The organism is Pseudomonas sp. GW456-L12 (genome assembly GCF_059424045.1).
Genome location: NZ_JBWKZA010000006.1, coordinates 109756 through 130900, shown reverse-complemented (window position 1 = coordinate 130900; position 21145 = coordinate 109756). Strand labels below are relative to the sequence as shown.

Annotated in this window: 17 protein-coding genes; 15 read left to right on the top strand and 2 right to left on the bottom strand. The window is 65.4% G+C overall.

The window, feature by feature from the left end:
- Window positions 1–43 precede the first annotated feature (43 nt).
- Complete coding sequence (locus tag AC07Y9_RS10135) at window positions 44–391, top strand: hypothetical protein (RefSeq protein WP_102679332.1); 348 nt, start codon at window positions 44–46, stop codon at window positions 389–391.
- A gap of 75 nt (window positions 392–466) precedes the next feature.
- Here the strand turns inward: AC07Y9_RS10135 and AC07Y9_RS10130 are convergent, their stop codons facing one another.
- Window positions 467–907: a carboxymuconolactone decarboxylase family protein gene (locus AC07Y9_RS10130; RefSeq protein WP_102679333.1), complete on the bottom strand. Its 441-nt coding sequence runs from the start codon at window positions 905–907 to the stop codon at window positions 467–469.
- Between the two features lie 335 nt (window positions 908–1242).
- Between AC07Y9_RS10130 and pdxR the strand changes: the two genes are divergently transcribed.
- The 3 genes from pdxR (at window position 1243) to AC07Y9_RS10115 (ending at window position 3658) form a co-directional block, all read left to right on the top strand.
- Complete coding sequence (gene pdxR, locus AC07Y9_RS10125) at window positions 1243–2676, top strand: MocR-like pyridoxine biosynthesis transcription factor PdxR (RefSeq protein ID WP_102679334.1); 1434 nt, start codon at window positions 1243–1245, stop codon at window positions 2674–2676.
- Window positions 2677–2859: 183 nt separating this feature from the next.
- Window positions 2860–3141, top strand: coding sequence for an antibiotic biosynthesis monooxygenase family protein (locus AC07Y9_RS10120; protein ID WP_102679335.1), 282 nt, complete (start codon window positions 2860–2862; stop codon window positions 3139–3141).
- Between the two features lie 97 nt (window positions 3142–3238).
- On the top strand, window positions 3239–3658 hold the full coding sequence (locus tag AC07Y9_RS10115; RefSeq protein WP_102679336.1) for a cupin domain-containing protein: 420 nt from the start codon (window positions 3239–3241) through the stop codon (window positions 3656–3658).
- A gap of 207 nt (window positions 3659–3865) precedes the next feature.
- Here the strand turns inward: AC07Y9_RS10115 and AC07Y9_RS10110 are convergent, their stop codons facing one another.
- On the bottom strand, window positions 3866–8734 hold the full coding sequence (locus AC07Y9_RS10110) for an NAD-glutamate dehydrogenase (protein ID WP_102679337.1): 4869 nt from the start codon (window positions 8732–8734) through the stop codon (window positions 3866–3868).
- 496 nt (window positions 8735–9230) lie between these two features.
- On the opposite strand from AC07Y9_RS10110, the gene AC07Y9_RS10105 reads away from it, so the two are divergent.
- From AC07Y9_RS10105 to AC07Y9_RS10055, 11 genes are all read left to right on the top strand, one after another.
- Complete coding sequence (locus tag AC07Y9_RS10105; protein WP_102679338.1) at window positions 9231–9584, top strand: hypothetical protein; 354 nt, start codon at window positions 9231–9233, stop codon at window positions 9582–9584.
- Window positions 9585–9717: 133 nt separating this feature from the next.
- Complete coding sequence (locus AC07Y9_RS10100) at window positions 9718–10428, top strand: FadR/GntR family transcriptional regulator (protein ID WP_007925785.1); 711 nt, start codon at window positions 9718–9720, stop codon at window positions 10426–10428.
- 114 nt (window positions 10429–10542) lie between these two features.
- A complete protein-coding gene (gene lhgO / locus AC07Y9_RS10095; RefSeq protein ID WP_102679339.1) occupies window positions 10543–11736 on the top strand; it encodes an L-2-hydroxyglutarate oxidase in 1194 nt (397 codons plus the stop codon).
- Between the two features lie 63 nt (window positions 11737–11799).
- Window positions 11800–13140, top strand: coding sequence for an MFS transporter (locus AC07Y9_RS10090; RefSeq protein ID WP_102679340.1), 1341 nt, complete (start codon window positions 11800–11802; stop codon window positions 13138–13140).
- Window positions 13141–13363: 223 nt separating this feature from the next.
- The gene (locus AC07Y9_RS10085; RefSeq protein ID WP_007925774.1) at window positions 13364–14323 is read left to right on the top strand and encodes an AAA family ATPase; all 960 of its coding nucleotides are present in this window, start codon (window positions 13364–13366) and stop codon (window positions 14321–14323) included.
- Between the two features lie 5 nt (window positions 14324–14328).
- Window positions 14329–15273: a DUF58 domain-containing protein gene (locus AC07Y9_RS10080; protein ID WP_007925772.1), complete on the top strand. Its 945-nt coding sequence runs from the start codon at window positions 14329–14331 to the stop codon at window positions 15271–15273.
- A complete protein-coding gene (locus AC07Y9_RS10075) occupies window positions 15270–15764 on the top strand; it encodes a DUF4381 domain-containing protein (RefSeq protein WP_007925765.1) in 495 nt (164 codons plus the stop codon). Before AC07Y9_RS10080 ends, AC07Y9_RS10075 begins: the two co-directional genes overlap by 4 nt.
- Window positions 15757–16833, top strand: coding sequence for a vWA domain-containing protein (locus tag AC07Y9_RS10070; RefSeq protein ID WP_053260943.1), 1077 nt, complete (start codon window positions 15757–15759; stop codon window positions 16831–16833). Before AC07Y9_RS10075 ends, AC07Y9_RS10070 begins: the two co-directional genes overlap by 8 nt.
- Window positions 16830–18590: a vWA domain-containing protein gene (locus AC07Y9_RS10065; RefSeq protein ID WP_102679341.1), complete on the top strand. Its 1761-nt coding sequence runs from the start codon at window positions 16830–16832 to the stop codon at window positions 18588–18590. Before AC07Y9_RS10070 ends, AC07Y9_RS10065 begins: the two co-directional genes overlap by 4 nt.
- The gene (locus AC07Y9_RS10060) at window positions 18587–20236 is read left to right on the top strand and encodes a BatD family protein (protein ID WP_102679342.1); all 1650 of its coding nucleotides are present in this window, start codon (window positions 18587–18589) and stop codon (window positions 20234–20236) included. The genes AC07Y9_RS10065 and AC07Y9_RS10060 overlap by 4 nt, the downstream gene beginning before the upstream one ends.
- Window positions 20237–20358: 122 nt before the next feature.
- Window positions 20359–20781 carry a hypothetical protein gene (locus AC07Y9_RS10055; RefSeq protein ID WP_102679343.1) on the top strand — a complete coding sequence of 141 codons (423 nt, stop codon included), beginning with the start codon at window positions 20359–20361 and terminating at the stop codon, window positions 20779–20781.
- The last annotated feature ends 364 nt before the right edge of the window (window positions 20782–21145 follow it).

The following is a 21145-nucleotide window of genomic DNA, read 5'->3' as shown; positions in this document are numbered from 1 at the left end:
AAGGACCGCAACGGCCCCTCCCGGGCCCGCCAGGAGGCCCCCGATGAAACAGCTTCGCACCCTTGTCGCCAGCCTGATGCTCGGCGCCCTGCCGCTGGCCGGCCACGCCGCCACGCCCGTCGAAGCGCCCGCCGCCGCTTCCGGCAAAACACCCACAGAGGGTTGTATCGACGTCAGCGTGGGTGGCTACAAGGCCCCGGACTACGGTTGCCTGAGCCAGCAGATGGGCAACAACCCCGATGGCGCCAAGGCCGGGCAGAAGAACCAGGAAGCCCTGCAGGTGCCGATCCACAAACGCCCGCCGAACCAGATGGGCCTGGCCACCCCGGCGGCCACCAGCACGCGGATGGGCAATACCTTCGGCACCTCGGTGAAGCCGCAACGGCCTTGAGGTTGTGTGTTCGGGCCCTGTCGCGAGCAGCCGTTTGCCGAACATTGGCTGGCGTGGATGGAAAAGGAATCCGGGCTAGACGCTGGGCTGTTGGCGGAACGCCACGGCCAGGCGGTTCCAGCAGTTGATCGCCGCCACCGCGACCGTCAGGTCGACCAGCTCACGCTCGCTGAATTCGCCACGCACGGCCTGGAACAACGCATCCGGCACCGCGGACTCGGACAACAGGGTCACCGACTCGCTCCAGGCCAGCGCCGAGCGTTCCCGCGGGCTGAACAACGCCGAATCGCGCCACACGCCGAGGGCGTACAGGCGCCGCTCGCTCTCGCCGTTCTGGCGCGCCTGCACCGCGTGCATGTCGGAGCAGAACGCGCAGTGGTTGAGTTGCGAGACGCGGATCTTGACCAGCTCCAGCAGGGGTTTCTCGATGGACAGGTCGAAGCTTTGTGCCTCGAGCATCAACAAGCCCTTGAGGGCCTCCGGCGAGGCGCTGTAGTAGTCCAGGCGGGGTTCCATCGGGAGTCACCCTGAGCGTGTGTTTGTGTTCCCTAGCCTAAGGTCCGCGTCGGCCCGCCCCTATAGCCAATCCGGGGGTTTATCGGCAGTCCACCGGACCTGTGTCGGACTTGATCCCGCCGAAGCCCTTCGGGCTTATCGTCCGAACGCGGCCCGAGCCTGCGGCAGCGGCTACAGGGTTCGACGCTGCCTTCGGACCGGGCGGTGTAGCCGCTGCCGCAGGCTGCGATCGCGGACGCAGTCCGCGCCAAGGCCGCAGGCCGATCCCGGGGCGCTACACGAACCCCGGGCTTGCGGGTAATCTGGCGGACACCGATCGTTTTGGAATGTCATCGATGGAACTGCATGTCGTCATCAACGGGCGCAAGGACCTGGCCGACCAGCTGTATCGGCAACTGCGCGACGCCATCGAGTGCGGGCGGCTGGCGGCGGGCGCGCAATTGCCGCCGAGCAGGCTGCTGGCCGAGCAACTGGGAATCTCGCGCAAGACGGTGTCGGACACCTACAGCCTGCTGACCTACGAGAACTTCCTGATCGGCCGGATCGGCCGCGGCACCTTCGTCAATGCCCGGCCGGTGAAGGCCGAACCCAAGCAGAGCGCCGCCGACCTGGCCTGCGCGCAGAGCCTGGAAAAATGGCACGAGCTGCCCTCGCCCCTGCGCCATCCGACCCTGGAAGGCACCTCGCGCTACGAGTTCATCGGCGGCGCCACCAGCCGCAATCAGTTCCCCCAGGAAGAGTGGCGGCGCTGCACCCAGGACGCCCTGCGGCGAATCGCCCAGAGCGGCGGTTTCTACAGCCAGCCGGAAGGCCTGCCGGCGCTGCGCAATGCGATTGCCGGGCATGTCTCGTTCTCGCGCGGCGTGGTCTGCAGCGACGCCGACATCGTGGTCTGCAACGGCGCGCAACAAGCCCTGGACCTGATCGCCCGGGTGGTGCTCGAACCCGGCAGCCTGGTGGCCATGGAAGACCCCGGCTACACCCCGGCGCGCCTGCTGTTCAGTGCCCAGGGCGCGACGGTGATCGGCGTGCCGGTGGACGACCAGGGCCTCCAGGTCGAGCGGATTCCCGATGGCGTACGGCTGATCTACGTCACCCCGTCCCATCAGTTCCCCCTGGGCATGCCCATGAGCCCGGCCCGCCGCGAGGCCTTGCTGGAGCGGGCGCGGGAGCTGGGGGCGATCGTCATCGAGGACGATTACGACAGCGATTTCCGCTACCAGGGGCGCCCCACCGATTCCCTGCAAAGCCTGGATAAGCGCGGCGTGGTGGCCTATGTCGGGACCTTCTCGAAGACCATGCTGCCGCAGCTGCGCCTGGGCTACGCGGTGCTGCCACCGGCGATCCTCGGCGCGGTGATCAAGGCCAAGCGCCTCACCGACTGCCACACCTCGACCCTGCCGCAATGGGCGCTGGCCAAGTTCATCGCCGAGGGTTACCTGCTCAAGCACATCCGCCGCTGCCACACGGTGTACGCCGGGCGCCGCGAGCGCATTCTGCAGCGCCTGAACGGCGACCTCTCGCCCTGGCTGCAGGCGGTGCCGTCCACCGCCGGCTTCCACATGGCGGCGCTGTGCAAGGTGCCGGTGAACATCCCGCTGTTGCTGGAACTGGCGAAGAAGGTCGAGGTCGGGCTCTACCCGCTGCACGGCTTCTATTATCAGGAGCCGGCCAGGGACGGGCTGTTCATCGGCTTTGGCGCCATCGAGACCCTGGACATCGACCCGGCCCTGGACAAGGTGCGCGACATCCTGCAACAGATCGCCTGATTGGTCCCGGGCTTTTCCCGGGGATTGGTTATTTTTGTTGCAATCTTGCGGCCCTATTCTGAGCCTCCAGCAAACGCCGTGACTGCAACTGCGATCTTGAGATCCTGCACCTGCTACGTCGGAGTGCCGCCCAAGCCGATCGCAGCCTGCGGCAGCGGCTACAGGACTCGCGGAGGGTTCTAGATGTCCAGTCCAGCCATCAATATCGTGCAAATCAGGGCCGCCCAGGGTCGTTCGGAGGAGCTTGGCCAGCAGTTGACCACGCTTCTCGCCGCCCTGCGCGAGGCTCCCGGTTGCCTGGCGTACAGCGCCCAGTGCAACACAGCGGACACGCACCGCTGGACCGTAAGCGGCCAGTGGCGCTCGGCGGCCGAGATGCAGGCGCATTTCCATCTGCCGGCGGCCCAGGGCTTCATCGACCTGCTGGCCAGCAGCCTGGCCTGCGCCCTCGACTTCGAACACTGAGGCATTGGTCTGCCGTTCTTTGCCGGGATTGGTTATAGGCCGGTCGCGCCAGCGGGCTTACCTTGAGCCGGCCCCTTTCGCACCGGAGAATCCGACCATGAAACCCCTCGCTGCCCTGACCTGCGCCCTCGCCGGCCTGGCCCTGCTCAACTCCCTGGGCGTTGCCGCCCATGACCCGGAGTACGGCCAGGAAAAAACCAGGATCCTGCAGGAACATGCCCTGAACAACCTGCCGGGCAAGACCGCGCTGATGCTCACCGTCGACTACGCACCGGGCCAGGCCACGGTGCCGCACATGCACAAGGGCGCGGCCCTGGCCTATGTGCTCGAAGGCGAGATCACCTCGCGGGTCAACGACGAACCGGCCGTCACCTACAAGGCAGGCCAATCCTGGTACGAACCGGCGGGCTCGCAGCACCCGGTGTCGGCCAACGCCAGCGCCAGCAAACCCGCCAGGCTGCTGGTGTTCATGCTCAAGGACGCCAAGGACGAAGTGCTGACGCCGCTGAAGCAGTAAGCGCCTGGCAGCAGATACTCCGTAGGAGCGAGGCTTGCCCGCGATAACGTCAGTACAAACAGCACAAGGCCAAGCCGATAAAAAGGCGCCTGGCCGCTGCGCGGATCGCGAGCAAGCTTCGCTCCTACAGAAGCGGCTACAGCATTTCTTGAGGCCATGAAAAAGCCCCGTATCTCGCGATACGGGGCTTTTTCATTTACCGCTCGATCAGGCCACTACAAGGCCCGATTGACCGCTCATGGCCAGGTCCAGCAACTCGCGGTTGGCCACCGCGTACATGGCGTAGTCGGTGCCGCTGGCGGCACGGATTTCCACCAGCATCGCGCGCCAGCGCTCGACCATGCTCTGGTTCTGCTCAAGCCACAGGGCCACGCGGACTTCCATGTCTTGCGGCGCGTCGGCCATTTGCAGGACCGAGATGGTGATCGCCCGCTGCTGCCAGTCCACGTCGTCGCGGAAGGCTTCGCGTGCCTGGGCCTGCCAGTTGTTGGCCACCGGCAGATCGCTGATCTGCTGCAGGTACCACGGCAGGTCCAGGGCGCTGCCCACGGCGAAGTAGGCCTTGGCCACATCGGCGGCGTCGTGCCCGGTGACATCCGCGGCCTCGATGATCGGCAACAGGGTGTACAGGTGGGTGGTACCTGCCACCATGCGCGCCAACAGCTCAGGCACGCCGGCTTCGACGTAAGCGGTGTAGCGGGTCTGCCAGCCTTCGCGAGTCGGGCCTTCCAGCAGTTCGTCGAGCTTGAGGCCCAGCGCCGCCAGGTGCGGACCGAAGTGCGCGACGTCACGGGCGGCATCCTGCTCGTTGCGACGGCTGCGCAGGAACCAGCGGGTGGCGCGACGGCCAAGGCGCATCAGCTCGTCCATCAGCTCCAGTTGCACCTGAGCCGAGACCTGGTGGTCCAGGGCTTCGATCTGGCGGAACCAGTGCGGGAGATGGAAGATGTCACGCACGATCACATAGGCACCGGCCACGTTGGCCGGGCTCATGCCAGTGGACTCCTTCAGGCGCTGCACGAAGGTGATGCCCATGTGGTTGACCAGGTCGTTGGCGATCTGGGTGCTGACGATCTCGCGCTTCAGGCGGTGGCGGCGCATGGCTTCGGCGAACTTGCTGACCAGGGTCGGCGGGAACGCGGTTTCCATGTCGCGGGTCAGGTAGTCGTCGTCCGGTACCAGGGAACCCAGCAACTGTTCCTTGAGGTCGATCTTGCTGTAGGAGATCAGCACCGACAGTTCCGGACGGGTCAACCCGTGGCCGGCGCTGACGCGCTCGTTGAGCTGCTCTTCCGACGGCAGGAACTCGATGGCGCGGTCCAGCTTGCCACGGCCTTCCAGGTCGCTCATCAGGCGTTTGTACTCGGCGATCCGGGCGAAGGCGCGACGGGCCGCCAGGGACAGGGCCTGGGTCTGCTTGTAGTTGTTGCCCAACACCAGGCCACCGACTTCGTCGGTCATGCTCGCCAGCAGCTGGTTACGCTGCTTGTCGGTCATGTCGCCGGCCTGCACCACTTCGTTGAGCAGGATCTTGATGTTCACTTCGTGGTCGGAGCAGTCCACGCCACCGGCGTTGTCGATGAAGTCGGTGTTGGAACCACCGCCATTGAGGCCGAACTCCACACGACCCAGCTGGGTCATGCCGAGGTTGCCGCCCTCGCCCACCACCTTGCAGCGCAGCTCGTTGCCGTTGACCCGCAGCGCATCGTTGGCCTTGTCGCCGACATCGGCGTGGCTTTCGGTGCTGGCCTTGACGTAGGTACCGATACCACCGTTCCACAACAGGTCCACCGGCGCCTTGAGCAAGGCGTTGAGCAGCTCGGTCGGGGTCAGCTTGTCGGCCTGGATGTCGAAGCGTTCTTTCATCTGTGGCGAAATGGCGATGCTCTTCGCGCTGCGCGAGAAGATGCCGCCGCCTTCGGACATGATGCTGGTGTCGTAGTCGCTCCAGGCCGAACGCGGCAGGTCGAACATGCGCTGGCGCTCGGCGAAGCTGGTGGCCGGGTCCGGATTCGGGTCGATGAAGATGTGCATATGGTTGAAGGCCGCGACCAGCTGCAGCTTGTCGGACATCAGCAAGCCGTTGCCGAACACGTCGCCGGCCATGTCGCCGACGCCCACCACAGTGATGCTGTCTTGCTGGACATTGATGCCGCGCTCGCGGAAGTGGCGCTGTACGCCGACCCACGCGCCCTTGGCGGTGATGCCCATTTTCTTGTGGTCGTAACCGGCGGAACCGCCGGAAGCGAACGCATCGCCCAGCCAGAAGCCGTAGTCGATGGCGATGCCGTTGGCGATGTCGGAGAAGGTCGCGGTGCCCTTGTCCGCCGCCACCACCAGGTACGGGTCATCGTCGTCGTGACGCACCACGTTGGCCGGCGGCACCAGGGCGCCGTCCTTCAGGTTGTCGGTGATGTCCAGCAGGCCGGAGATGAAGATGCGGTAGCAGGCGATGCCTTCGGCCGCGATCTCGTCCCGGCTGCCGCCTACTGGCAGGCGACGCGGCAGGAAGCCGCCCTTGGCGCCCACCGGTACGATCACCGAGTTCTTCACTTGCTGGGCTTTTACCAGGCCGAGGACTTCGGTACGGAAGTCTTCTTCGCGGTCGGACCAGCGCAGGCCGCCACGGGCAACGTTGCCGAAGCGCAGGTGCACGCCTTCGACGCGCGGCGAGTAGACGAAGATTTCGAACTTCGGCACCGGCTTGGGCAGCTCGGGAATCAAGTGCGGGTTGAACTTGAAGCTGAAGTAAGACTTGTTATGGCCGTTGGCATCGGTCTGGTAGAAGTTGGTCCGCAGGGTGGCCTTGATCAGGTCCAGGTAGCGACGCAGGATGCGGTCTTCGTTGAGCACCTGGACATCGTCCAGGGCGCTGAGGATCGCGTGCTCCAGGCGCTGCTGCTTGTCTTCCAGGTCGTCGCTGCCGAGCTTGCGCGCCAGGTAGAAGCGGGTCTTGAACAACCGGGTCAGCTCGCGGGCGATATCGGTGTGGTTGTTCAGGGTGCTGGCGATGTAGCCCAGGTCGAAGCCCAGGCGGATCTGCTTCAGGTAACGGGCGTAGGCGCGCAGCAGCGCGACGTCGCGCCATGGCAGGCCGGCGGTCAGCACCAGGCGGTTGAACGCGTCGTTCTCGGCATCGCCACGCACGATGTGGACGAAGGCGTCCTGCAGGGTGTCGTTGAGCTGCTGGATATCCAGGTTCAGGCCTTCGGCCGCGGTGAAGGCGAAGTCGTGGATCCAGAACTCACGGCCGCTGGCGTGGCGCAGGCGATACGGGAACTCGCCGAGCACGCGCAGGCCGAGGTTTTCCAGGATCGGCAGCACGTCGGACAGCGCCAGCGGGGTATCGGCGTGATACAGCTTGCAGTGCAGCAGCGGCTGGCTGGTGGACTGGGTCAGCGGCTGGTAGAAGCTCATCACCAGCGGGTTGGCCTCGGTCAGGCTCAGCAGGTGCTGCATGTCGACCACCGCCGAATGCGCGGCGAAGCGCTCGCGGTAGCCGGCCGGGAAGCCTTTCGGGAAGTCGGCCAGGACATTGGTGCCGTGGGCTTCGCCGAAGCTTTCGACGGTCAGCGCGGCGTAGTCGTCCTGCCAGCTGCGGCAGGCCTGCACCACTTCTTTTTCCAGCAGCAGCGGGTCGATGTCGATGCGGTTCTTCGGGTCGACCCGCAGGATCAGTTGCACGCGCGCCAGCACGGACTCGGAGAAGAAGGTCCAGAACTCGCAGTCGGTGGCCTTCAGGCGATCCATCAGCACCTGCTGGATCTTCTGCCGCACTTCGGTGGAATAGATGTCGCGCGGCACATAGGCCAGGCAGTAGCAGAAACGACCGTACGGGTCCTTGCGCAGGAACACGCGGATCTTGTTGCGTTCCTGGATCTGCACGATCGACATCACGGTGTTGAACAGCTCGTCGACCGGGGTCTGGAACAGGTCGTCGCGCGGCAGCACTTCGAGGACCTGGGCCAGTTCCTTGCCCAGGTGCGCCTTGGCCTGGAAGCCGGAGCGCTGTTCGATGATTTCCACCTTGCGGCGGATATAAGGAATCACCCGCACGCTTTCGCCGTACACCGACGAGGTGTACAGGCCCATGAAGCGGCATTCCTTGAGCACATTGCCATCGGCATCGATCTGGCGGATCGACACGTAGTCCGGGTAGGCCGGACGGTGTACACGGCTTGGGTGGGCGGCCTTGGCGAACGACAGCGGCGTCGGTTCGCGCAGGTAGTTCACGGCGTAGTCTTCGATGCGCAGGTCGTCGACGGTGAGGCCGGCGCGCAGCAGCTTGGTCAGGCCGAGGAAGGAGTCCTGGTCGTACTCGATATGGCCACCGTGGTGGTCCTCGCGCACCACGAACTCTTCGTAGCCGAGGAAGGTGAAGTGGTTGCCCACCAGCCATTCCAGGAAGCTCTTGATCTCGCCCTTTTCATCGGCGTCGATCTCGAACTGGCTGTTGCCGATGCCATCGATCAGTTCCTGGACCTTGGCTTTCATCGGCTCGAAATCGGCCACGGCGACGCGCACCTCGCCAAGCACCTGCTCCAGTTCCTTGCTCAGGACATTGAGCTCGGCGGTGTTGGCGCAGCGGTCGATCTCCAGGTACATCAGCGATTCTTGCAGGATGCCTTCGCCCTGGGTGCCCTTGGGCAGGATTTCCAGCAGCTCGTTCTTGCTCCCGCGACGCACGCTCAGCACGGTGGTCTGCAGGGTGTGGATGCTGTAGCCGCGACGGTTCAGCTCGGTGCGGACCGAGTCCACCAGGAACGGCAGGTCATGGTGCAGCACTTCGACCGCGGTGTGGGTCGACTGCCAGCCATGACGTTCGTAATCGGGGTTGTAGACGCGCACTTGCGGTTGCGCGTGGTCGAAGCGCTCAAGCAGGCGCCAGGCAGAAAGGGTGCAGCCCGCCAGGTCGGACAAGCGACGCTGGGTGAGTTCGTCCAGAGAAATGATGCCGAAGAATTGTTCAGCGAACAGCGCCACTTGTGGCAGTGCCTGTTCACTGATGTGCTGCGCCAGTGCCGCTTGCAGTTGGTGCTGGAAGTCGGCCTTGCTGGCTGCGGTGAAGAACGCCATCTGTGGTACTCCGCTTGGGCTTGTTATTGAGTAAAGCGTCGCATGCAATCCCCTTGCGGGGGTGTCGGTCATCCTGCTCCTGGATCTCGGGCAGAGGTCGCAGGATGACAGGGTGGTGAAGCTGTACGAGACGCTCAGGTCACATTCACCGTTCCCGGATGGGCATCTGCAAAAACGACTGCCACGGTGCGCCGGGCAATGCCTTTACAGGTGCTCATCCGTTGCGCAGCTTAACGAGTGCGGCAAGCGCGCTGCTTGCGGTGCTGCGACATATTCGGTCATTGGCAGGCAACTGGCGGGCCAGGCCTTGAACAACACTAGCAGCCGCCGGACAAAACGGCGGTCGCGCCGAGGCTTTACGGGACTGTCGTGCCAGAAACGGTCCGCGCCGGGAACCCACTCTCTGACACACAAAGCAGCAGAAATTCCCCCGGGCTGGCAGAATTGCACTTTGTTCGCCCCGCTCCCCACCGGAGCCAGCCCCAGGACTCGCCCCATGCAAATGACCACCGCCCACCTGATCGCCAACCCGTGCGACGACGAAGAAGACAACATGGCCATGCTCTGCTGCCACAGCAACCAGGGCGAGATGTTCCTGATGACCCGCTACCCGGACGAGGACGAACTGGAGATCACCCTGGACGGCGAGCCCTCGACCCTGGACGGGGTGAAAGTCACCCTGGGCCCGACCCGCCTGCTGATCGAAATCGCCGCGACCGACGCCGACGCGCTCAATGGCAGCGATCACCTGGAGATCCTGCACAACACCGCGGCGGCGGACCTGGCGGAAGTCGAGCAAACCCTGCAGAACATCCTCAAGGGCACCGGCACCTATATCAGAGAGTTTTGAGCTACAAGCTTTAAGCTACAAGCTTGGAGCTTGGAGCTTGGAGCTTGTAGCTACGAGCCACCGACTGGTTTCTTGACAAGAAACCGGCGCCCCGGCATTGTCTGACAACCTGACTTACGAGCCCCCCTCCTCCATGCTTCAGCTCCAGCGCCCCGACACCCTGGTCGAACGAGTGGTCAACGCGATCCGCAAGGAGATCGACGCCGGCCGCCTGACCGCCGAATCGCGCCTGCCGACCGAACAGCAATTGACCGAGCAACTGAACGTCAGCCGCTCGGTGGTGCGCGAGGCCGTGGCGCAACTCAAGGCCGACGGCATCCTGGTCAGCCGCCGCGGGCTGGGCTCGTTCATTTCGCAGAACCCCAACGGCAGCGTGTTCCGTTTTCCCAGCCAGAAGGGCCGCAAGCCCGACCTGGTGCAGATGTTCGAAATGCGCCTGTGGATCGAGACCCAGGCCGCCTCCATTGCCGCCCAGCGCCGCGACGACGCCGACCTGCAACGCATGCGCAGCGCCCTGCAAGAGATGCACGACCAGCGCAGCGATCTGGCCGCGGCCGCCCTGGCCGACGTGGAGTTCCACCGGGCCATCGCCGACGCCAGCAAGAACCACTACTTCGTCGCCTTCCATGATTTTCTTCGTGGCCAGTTGGCCGAAGCGCGGCGCACCGCCTGGGAAAACTCGGCGGCCCATTCGGTCGGCGGTTCCGCCGATGCCGGCCGCGAACACCAGGCGCTGTACGAAGCCATCGCCGCTGGTGACCGGCAGCAGGCCGCCGCCTGCGCCGAAGCGCACCTGCGAGCCGCGGCCAAACGCTTGAAAATCGACCTGCCGAGTATCGATTAAACCCCTGAAACCCACTGTCTGGCGGACGCTGCCGCGCGGCGTCTTTTGTTTGCTTAGCTTTGTCTGACAACCTGATGATCAGACCCGAACAAGAATAACCAAGGTGACATCTGCATGATCTACGACTACTGCATCATCGGCGGCGGCATCGTTGGCCTCGCCACCGCCATGGCGCTGCTCGAACGCCAGCCCGGCGCTTCGCTGCTGATCCTGGAAAAGGAAAACCTCCTGGCCCGGCACCAGACCGGCCACAACAGCGGCGTGATCCACGCCGGCATCTACTACGCCCCAGGCAGCCTCAAGGCCGACCTGTGCAAGCGCGGCGCCCAGGCGACCAAGGATTTCTGTACCGAGCACGGGATCAGGTTCGAGGTCTGCGGCAAGCTGCTGGTGGCCTCCACGCCGTTGGAAGTCGAGCGCATGCATGCCTTGTACGAGCGCTCGCAGCAGAACGGCCTGAAGGTCGAACGGCTGGATGCGCAAGAACTGCAGCGGCGCGAACCGAACATCGTCGGCCTCGGCGGCCTGTTCCTCGATGCCACCGGCATCGTCGACTACAAGCAGGTGTGCGAAGCCATGGCCCGGGTCATCCAGCAGGCCGGCGGCGAAGTGCAGCTGCAAACGACCGTGCGCGCCATCGCAGAAACCGCCGACAAGGTCACCATCAGCAGCGACGACAAGGTCTGGAGCGCCCGCCAGCTGGTGGCCTGCGCCGGCCTGCAATCGGATCGCCTGGCGGCCCTGGCCGGGGTCAGGATCGACCACCAGATCATCCCGTTCCGCGGCGAGTACTTCCGCCTGCCGGCGGCGAAGAACGCCATCGTCAATCACCTGATCTACCCGATCCCCGATCCGGAGCTGCCGTTTCTCGGCGTGCACCTGACCCGCATGATCGACGGCAGCGTCACCGTCGGGCCCAACGCCGTGCTCGGCCTGGGCCGGGAAAACTATCGCAAGTTCTCCATCAACTGGCGCGACGTGGCCGAGTACGCAACCTTCCCCGGTTTCTGGAAAACCATCTGGAACAACCTCGGTTCCGGCACCACGGAAATGAAGAACTCGCTGTTCAAGCGCGGCTACCTGGAGCAGTGCCGCAAATACTGCCCGTCCCTGGAAGTCGCCGACCTGCTGCCATATGAGGCCGGGATTCGCGCCCAGGCGGTGATGCGCGACGGCACCCTGGTGCACGACTTCCTGTTCGCCGAAACCCCGCGCATGGTCCACGTCTGCAATGCCCCCTCGCCGGCCGCGACCTCGGCCATCCCCATCGGCCAGATGATTGCCGAGAGAATCCTCAAAGCCCGTTGATCCCCGCTGCACGGGTGCCTGGCGCCCGCTTGAAAATAACTACAAACAACAAGGAATCCTCAGATGTCAGTCCATGAGGCGGCCCCGGCCGCATGCGAAACGCCGCAACAAAAACAAAAACGCCTGCGCAAGGTCGCGGCGGCGACCATCTTCGGCTCGATGCTGGAGTGGTACGACTTCTATCTGTACGCCACCATGGCGGCCATCGTCTTCTCGAAAATCTTCTTCGACCCCAGCAACCCGAAAGTCGCCTCGCTGCTGGCGTTCTCCACCTTTGCCATCGGCTTTATCGCCCGGCCCTTCGGCGGCGTGCTGTTCGGCTATTTGGGCGACCGGTTCGGGCGCAAGCAGGTGCTGGTCATCACCTTCTGCATGATGGGTGTGTGCACCACGCTGATCGGCCTGATTCCCAGCTATGCCTCGATCGGCATCTGGGCGCCGATCATCCTGGTGCTGGTGCGGATCATCCAGGGCTTGGGCGCCGGCGCCGAGCTGTCCGGCGCGGCGGTGACCTCCTATGAGCACGCCAGCGAAGGCAAGCGTGGTAGCCAGGGGGCCTGGCCGGCGCTGGGCCTGAACCTGGGCCTGCTGCTGTCGTCGCTGACCGTCTACCTGCTGACCATGAACGGCAACGACTTCCTGCTCTCCGGCGGCTGGCGCATTCCGTTCGTTTGCAGCATCGCCCTGGTCGGCGTCGGCCTGTGGGTACGGCGCAGCATTCCGGAAACCCCGCAGTTCGAGAAGCTGGACAAGGCGCAGGAAAAGCACAGTGCCAAGGCCCAGGCCTCGCCCCTCAAGCTGCTGTTCAAGAACGACCTCAAGGGCCTGGCCGTGGTGCTGTTCGTGGCCATCGGCTACAACGCCCTGAGCTACATCTTCAAGACCTTCTCCCTGGCCTACCTGACCCAGTACAAAGGCGTCGAGGCCCATGTCACTTCGCTGTCGGTGACCATCGCCAGCCTGGTGGCGATAGTCACAGTGCCCTGCTTCGGCTGGCTCTGCGACAAGTGGAGCAGCAAGAAGGTGCTGATGCTCGGCGGCCTGTGCTCGGTGCTGTTCGCCTATCCGTTCCTGAGCCTGCTCAACACCGGCGAGCCACTGATGATCTACCTGGCCATCGCCATCGGCACCGGGGTATTGGCGCCAATGATGTTCGCGCCCCAGGGCTCGTTCCTCAGCCGCCAGTTCCCGACCCAGACCCGCTCTTCCGGCTTCGGTACCGGCCGTGAAATCGGCACCGCCATCGCCGGCGGCCTGGCGCCCCTGGGCGGGCTGGCCCTGGTGGCCAACTCGGCCACTCACTCGACCGACGGGGTGGCGCTGATCCTGGCGGTCTCGGCGGTGATGGTGGTGGTCTTCGCCCTGTGCGACCAGGGCCGCAAGCACTCCAGCTTCAAGAACTGAGCACCCGCCACTGACGCGCCGTGAGGGCGGCGCGTCAGGCACCCGCCGCCATCCCCTTGCGTCGATCCTCACAATGGGTCCCAGCGTTGCGGACGATTACCGGTTATTTACAGAAATTTGCCAGGTGCCGTTAGTCGCCGGGGGCCCGGATGGATTAAAGTAACGCCCCCAGCCCTGGCGTTATTCGAACGCCCTCGGTCACCCTCTGCAGGAACAGTCATCGATGGAACATCGTGAAGCGCTACTCGCGCTGCGAACCTTTCTTTCAACGCAGATTCTCGGCCAGGAAAAACTCATCGAGCGCTTGCTCATCGCCCTGCTCGCCGACGGCCACATGCTGGTCGAGGGCGCCCCGGGCCTGGCCAAGACCAAGGCCATCAAAGAGTTGGCCGAAGGCATCGAAGCGCAGTTCCATCGCATCCAGTTCACCCCCGACCTGTTGCCGGCCGACATCACCGGCACCGAAATCTATCGCCCGGAAACCGGCAGCTTCGTGTTCCAGCAAGGGCCGATCTTCCACAACCTGGTGCTGGCCGACGAAATCAACCGCGCCCCGGCCAAGGTCCAGTCGGCCTTGCTCGAAGCCATGGGCGAGCGCCAGGTCAGCGTCGGCCGCAGCACTTATGAGCTGTCGCCGCTGTTCCTGGTGATGGCCACGCAGAACCCCATCGAGCAGGAAGGCACCTACCCGCTGCCCGAAGCCCAGCTCGACCGTTTCCTGATGCACGTCAAGATCGGCTTCCCCGACGCTGCCGTCGAGCGGCGCATCCTGCAACAGGCCCGTGGCGAAGCACTGAACGGCGAAACCAAGCCCGAGCGTCGCATCAGCCAGCAGGCGATCTTCGCCGCGCGCAAGGAAATCCTCGGCCTGTACATGGCCGACGCCGTGGAGGAATACCTGGTGCAGTTAGTGATGGCCACCCGCACCCCGGCCAAGTTCGACCCGGAGATGGCCGAATGGATCGCCTATGGCGCCAGCCCGCGCGGCTCCATCGCCCTCGACCGCTGCGCCCGGGCCCACGCCTGGCTGGCCGGGCGCGACTTCGTCAGCCCCGAGGACATCCAGGCGGTGCTGTTCGACGTGTTGCGCCACCGCATCATTCTGTCTTTCGAAGCAGAAGCCGCCGGCATCGACCAGGACCGGGTGGTCCAGCGGATTCTCGACGTCGTAGCCGTCGCTTGACCCCGATGAACGCCAGCCCTGTCGATGCCCCGGGCATCCGCGTCAGCCTCGCCGAGCTGATCGAGATGCGCCATCGCGTGCGCGAAGTGCAGCTGTTTTCCACGCCGAGCCAGCGCAGCCCGCTGGTCGGCCTGCACCACTCCAAGCTGCGCGGCCGTGGCGTCGACTTCGACCAGGTGCGGGTCTACCAGGCCGGCGACGACGTGCGCAGCATCGACTGGCGCGTCACCGCGCGCACCCAGGAACCCCACACCAAGCTGTTCCACGAAGAACGCGAACGGCCGATCTTCATCATGGTCGAGCAGAGCCGGCGGCTGTTCTTCGGTTCCGGGCTGATGTTCAAGTCGGTGCTCGCCGCCCAGGCCGCGAGCCTGATCGGCTGGGCCGCCCTGGGCCACAACGACCGGGTCGGCGGCCTGGTGTTCGGCGACGACGAGCACTACGAGATCAAGCCGCGGCGCAGCAAACAGAGCTTGCTGCAACTGCTCAACCGCCTGGTGCGGGTCAACCAGTCGCTGCACAGCGAAACCGAACCCGAGCGCGATGCCCTCGGCACCGCCCTGCGCCGAGGCCGCGAAGTGCTGCGCCCGGGCAGCCTGGTGATCGTGATCTGCGACGAGCGCGCCCTGAGCGACGCCGCCGAACAGCAACTGAGCCTGCTGTCGCGCCACTGCGATTTGCTGCTGATGCCGCTGTCCGACCCGCTGGACCACGCCCTGCCCGCCGCCGGCCTGCTGCGTTTCGCCGAGCGTGGTGCGCAGCTGGAGCTGGACACCCTCAACTACGAACTGCGCCAGGCCTACCGGGCGCAGAGCGAAGCGCGCATCGCCCGCTGGGAACTGCTGGCACAGAAGCTGCGGGTACTGCTGATGCCCCTGAGCACCCAGAGCGAAATGGTCGAGCAACTGCGCGAGTACCTGAACCCGCAACGCCCGGGGAAAACCCGATGAGCAGCCTCGAGCAACTGCAACCCTTGATCGCCCCGCCCGCCATCGGCCTGTGGCCGCCGGCACCGGGCTGGTGGCTGTTGCTGGTGTTGCTGCCGCTGCTCGGCTTTGGCCTGTGGCGACTCAAGCGCTTCTGGCCGCGCCAACGTGCCCTGCCCCGCGCCGAACAACCGCTGGACCCGCTGCGCCTGGCCGCCCTCGCCGAACTGGCGCTGCTGCCCAAGCCCTACGACGGCGCGCCCGCCGGCGCCTGGCTGCAACAGCTCAATGGCTTGCTCAAGCGCCTGTGCCGCAACCATTACCCCTACAGCCAGAGCCACACCCTCAACGGCCGCAAGTGGCTGGCGTTCCTCGACAACCGCTGCCCGGCGGCCGGCCTCACGCGCTGGATGGTCCTGGTGGAAGGCGCCTACAAGCCCGAGTGCAAGCTTGACGACAAGGCCATCGCCGGCCTGACCCAGGCGGTGGAAATCTGGATTCGCAAACATGTTTGAGTTCGCCTGGCCGTGGATCTTCGCCCTGCTGCCGCTGCCTTGGCTGCTGCGGGTGCTGCTGCCGGTGGCCGACAGCGGCGAACCGGCACTAAAAGTCAGCTTCCTCAGCGACCTGGAAGGCCTGGCCAAGCGCCGCGCCCGAGCCAACCTGCCGACCTGGCGCCAGCAGGCTCCGTTCATTCTGTTGTGGCTGTTGCTGCTGGTGGCCGCCGCCCGCCCGCAATGGCTGGGCGAACCGCTGCCGGTGGCCGCCAGCGGTCGCGACCTGCTGGTGGCGGTGGATGTGTCCGGCTCCATGGACTTCCCCGACATGCAATGGCAGGACGAAGACGTCAGCCGCCTGAACCTGGTCCAGCACCTGCTCGGCGACTTCCTGGAAAGCCGCGAAGGCGACCGCGTCGGCCTGATCCTGTTCGGCAGCAAGGCCTACCTGCAAGCGCCGCTGACCTTCGACCGGCACACCGTGCGCGTGTGGCTGGACGAAGCGAAGATCGGCATCGCCGGCAAGAACACCGCCATCGGCGACGCCATCGGCCTGGCGCTCAAGCGCCTGCGCCAGCGTCCGGCGCAGAGCCGGGTGCTGATCCTGGTCACCGACGGCGCCAACAACGGCGGTGAAATCGACCCGCTGACCGCCGCCCGCCTGGCCGCCGAAGAAGGCGTGAAGATCTACCCGATCGGCATCGGCGCCGACCCGGAGCAAAGCGGCACCCTGGGTTTCCTCGGCCTCAACCCGAGCCTGGACCTCGACGAACCGGCCCTCAAGGCCATCGCCGAAGCCACTGGCGGGCGCTATTTCCGCGCCCGCGACAGCCAGGAGCTGCAAGCGATCAAGGACACCCTCGATCAACTGGAACCGGTGACCCAGCAGCCGACCCAGGCCCGTTCGGCGCAGGCGCTGTACAGCTGGCCGCTGGCCGCGGCGCTGCTGTTGAGCATGCTGCTGGTGGTGCGCGAGCGCTGGCCGGACCATCCGCTGCAACGCTTCTTCACCCGCGAGCGCTTTCTGCAACCTTTGCCAGACTGGCGCGAACGGCTCAAACGCCTGCGCCTGCGGAGGCGTCGATGAGCGCGCCGTTCTGGGCCGAACTCTGGCCCCACTGGTTCCGTCCCTGGTGGCTGCTGCTGTTGCCGCTGCTCGGTTGGCTGCTGTGGCAGTTGTGGCACCGGCAGAAGCGCGCTGGCCGTTGGCAGATGATCCTGCCGCCAGCCTTTCACGCCGCCCTGCTCAGCGGCGGCAACGGCCGCGAAAGCAAACTGCCGTGGATCGCCCTCGGCCTGGCCTGGATCCTCGCCGTGCTGGCCCTGCTCGGCCCCGGCTGGCAGCGGGTCGAACAGACCAGCCAGAAACCGGCCGACCCGCTGGTGGTGCTGCTGGAGCTGACCCCGGAAATGCTCGCCGGCGACGTCCCGCCCAATCGCCTGGAACAGGCCCGGCGCAAGCTGCTGGACCTGTTGCAGGTACGCAGCGATGCGCAGACGGCAATCGTGGTCTACGCCGGCAGCGCCCACACCCTGGTGCCGCTGTCGGACGACCTGGCCACCAGCCGCAACCTGCTGGAAGCCCTCAAGCCCTCGATCATGCCCCAGCCCGGCCATCGCGCCGACCTGGCCCTGCAAAAAGCCTTGAAGCTGCTGGACCAGGGCGCACTGGGCCAGGGCCGGATCCTGCTGATCGGCTCGTCCCTGAGCGAGCAGGAGCGCCAAGGCATCCGCCAGGCCCTCGGTGGCCAGGCGCCGCAGCTGTTGATGCTCGGGATCGGCAGCCGCCAGGGCTCGCCGGTGGCCCAGGAAGACGGCAGCTTTCTCAAGGACGAACAGGGGGCGATCCTCATGTCGCGCCTCGACGGTCCGAGCCTGAAGCGCTTCATCGGCGAAATGGGCGGCCGTTATCGCCCGGCACGCCTGGACGATAACGACCTGCGCGGCCTGGGCCTGCTCAGCGGTCCGCAGAACCTGCGCAGCGACGGCCAGACCCTGCGCCTGGACACCTGGGCCGACCAGGGTTACTGGCTGCTCCTGCCGCTGTTGCTGCTGGCCGCCTGCGCCGGACGCCGCGGCTGGCTGTTCTGCCTGCCGCTGCTGCTGTTCGCCGTGCCGCAGCCCAGCTACGCCTTCGAGTTCAACGACCTGTGGCTGCGCCCCGACCAGCAGGGCCAGCGCCTGCTGGAACAGAAGCGGCCCGGCGAGGCGGCGCAGCATTTCGAGGACCCGCAGTGGCAAGGGGTGGCACTGTACGAGGCCGGCAACTACGCCGCTGCCGCTCAGCGCTTTGCCGAAGGCAACGACGCCCGCGCCCACTACAATCGTGGCAACGCCCTGGCCAGGAGCGGCGAGCTGGAAGCCGCGCTGGATGCCTACGAGCAGGCCCTGGAGCTGCAACCGGAGCTTGCCGCCGCGCAAAAGAACAAGGCCCTGGTCGAGCGCCTGCTGCAGGAAACCGAGCCCGCGCCGCCGGAAGAACCGGCCAAGGGCGAAAGCCAGGACAACGACGAAACCCGCCAGCCGCCGCAAGCCGGCGCGGCGACCCAGGCACCGGTCACCCCGGGCCAGCAGCCGCCGGAGAACAGCCACCCCACCAGCGCCGACGAGTCGACGGACGACGAGGTCGCCACCCCGGGCAACGATGCGGTTCCCGGCAGCGAACTGGGCGACGAACAAACCACCACGCCGCCGCTGCGCGATGCCCAGGACAATTTCGACGGCGAACACCGTCAGGCATTGGAACAATGGCTGCGGCAGATTCCGGACGATCCGGGCGAACTGCTGCGCCGCAAGTTCTGGTACGAACAGCAACAACATCAGGATCAGGGAAAAATTCGATGACCCGCTTCACCGCCCTCTTACTCACGCTTGTGCTGACACTCGGCGCCTTTGCGGCCCGGGCCGAGGGGCTGGTCGCCAGTGTCGACCGCAGTCGCGTGAACTCTGGGGAAACCGTCGAGCTGACCCTGGAATCCAACAATGTCACGCTGTTCGGCAAGCCCGACCTGACCCCGCTGCAAGCGCAGTTCGAGGTCCAGGGCACGCGCCAGGTCAACCAGTTGACCAGCCTCAACGGCGACAACCGCGCCATCACCCGCTGGATCATCACCCTGCTGCCCAGGACCACCGGCACCGTGGTGATCCCGGCCCTGCAACTGGGCGAAGTACAGAGCCAGCCGATCACCCTGCAGGTGCTGCAAAGCGCAAGCCGCAGCGACAGCGCGCCGCTGGAACCGGTGTTCATCGACGCCAGCCTCGACCAGGACAGCGTCTACGTGCAGGCCCAGGCAGTGCTGACCCTGCACATCTATCACTCGGTGTCGCTGTACGACGACAGCAGCCTGACGCCGTTGCAGATCGACGACGCGCGGGTCGAACAGCTCGGCGAGTCGCGTACCTATGAAAAAGTCATCAACGGCGTGCGCCACGGCGTGATCGAGATTCGCTACGCGATCTTCCCCCAGCACAGCGGCGTGCTGGACATTCCGGAGCTGACCTTCAGCGCCACCCTGGCCGACGCCGCGGGCACCCAGGACCCGGTGCCCCAGGGCCTGAAGCCGGGCAAGCTGATGCACGTGAGCTCGGCGCAGATGCCGCTGACGGTCAAGGCCAAGCCGGCCGAATACCCGGCCGACGCGCCCTGGCTGCCGGCCCGCAGCCTGAGCCTGGGGGAAAGCTGGAACCCCGAGCCGGACCATAGCCAGGTCGGCGACTCATTGACCCGCAGCCTGACCCTCAAGGCCGAGGGCCTGTCCAGCTCGCAGCTGCCACCCTTGCCGGTGACCGAAGCCAACGGCCTGCGCAGCTACCCGGACCAGCCGCAACTGAGCAATCAGGTCAGCGACCGCGGGCTGATCGGCAGCCGCGAAGACAGCCAGGCCCTGGTGCCGAACCGCAGCGGCAGCATCGACCTGCCAGCGCTGGAGGTGGTCTGGTGGAACACCCATGAGGACCACCTGGAACGCAGCAGCCTGCCGGCGCGCACCCTGCAGGTGGCGAACAACCCAAGCCTGGTGGTGGACACCCCGGCTGGCGCGACACCATCTGGCGCCGGTGGTGACAGCACCACGCTGTGGGCCTGGAAACTCAGCACCCTGCTGCTCGCCTGCACCACCTTGCTCGGCTTCGGCCTCTGGTGGCGCGCGCGCTGGCAACCGGCAATCCTGCGCGCGGTGCAGGCCGGCCCCAACCCGCGCACCCTGCTCGACGACCTCAAGCGCGCCTGCCTGGCCAACGACCCGCAAGCCACCCGTCAGGCCCTGGACGCCTGGGCCCGCCAGCAACCGGAAACCCTGGCCGACATGGCCGCCCGCTTCGTGCCCCTGTCCGACGCCCTGGACGGCCTCAACGGCGCGCTCTACAGCGAAACTGGCCACTACTGGCAAGGCGAAGAACTGTGGCGCGCCATCCGCGCCATCCCGATCGCCGAACACGTCCAGACCCCGCTGGCCGACACCAGCAGCCTGCCGCCGCTGTATCCGAAATAACCCAGGAAACCCTGTAGTCGCCTGAGCCGATTCCCACCTCCATTTCAGAATTTTCCCCTTCCCCAGCACGGGCCGAGAGTGAGCTAATCCCCGCTCTCCCCCGTCGAGGCAGGCCACGAATTTTGATCATCACCTCCAGCGCCCGATTTCTGCTTGTCACCCATTTGAAGGGCAGCGCACTCCAGCCAGCCGACCTCCTGCGAGAGCGGCTGAACTCGATTCTTGACCGAGAGCTGAACGCGAATTGCCAGTTGTTGTTCTGCAATGCCGAGCAAACTGAGTTGGGGTGGCTGATTCAGTCGAGCCAGACCTATCGGGAGATCGATGCTTGCCTGTGCCGACTGGTCCTGCCCGACTCCCCAGCGCTGTGCACTACTGGGCGGCGCATGGAGCGCTTTGAACTGTTCGAACAGTATGAACAGCGCGGATTGGCTGCCGCCTGGCTGTGGTGCGGGAGCCTTGTTGAAAAGATGTACCTGAGATTGCTGGCGCGGGTTTACCCGGTATTGGGTGAGCCTGATGATGGGAAATCGACACTTCATTGACGTGTCTGCTTTCGGCCAGAAGCGGACCTCCACCCTCTTAGGGGGAACCTGGCAGCTCGAACCTGCTCAGGGACACCATATTTTCCAATGCTTCCAGAGTATCAAGGCTGCATGCAGTTAAGGTTGTGACAGCAAGCTTTCGCGCCGTTTTATTCATCTCCGCGCCTCAGCTGTGATCTTTTGCGTATGTTGCAACTCGTAGATACTGAGCACGCGGGAGATAACCCTCCCTTCCGAGCCCAGTCGGTTCAAACCGCACGCGTCGATACAAGGCGTGACTGGCAGTCGTCACCCTACAAACCGAGCGCGAACCTCTTTCAGTGATTGCAAAAAGCCTCTATTGGGCTAAAGTTAATAGATTTAG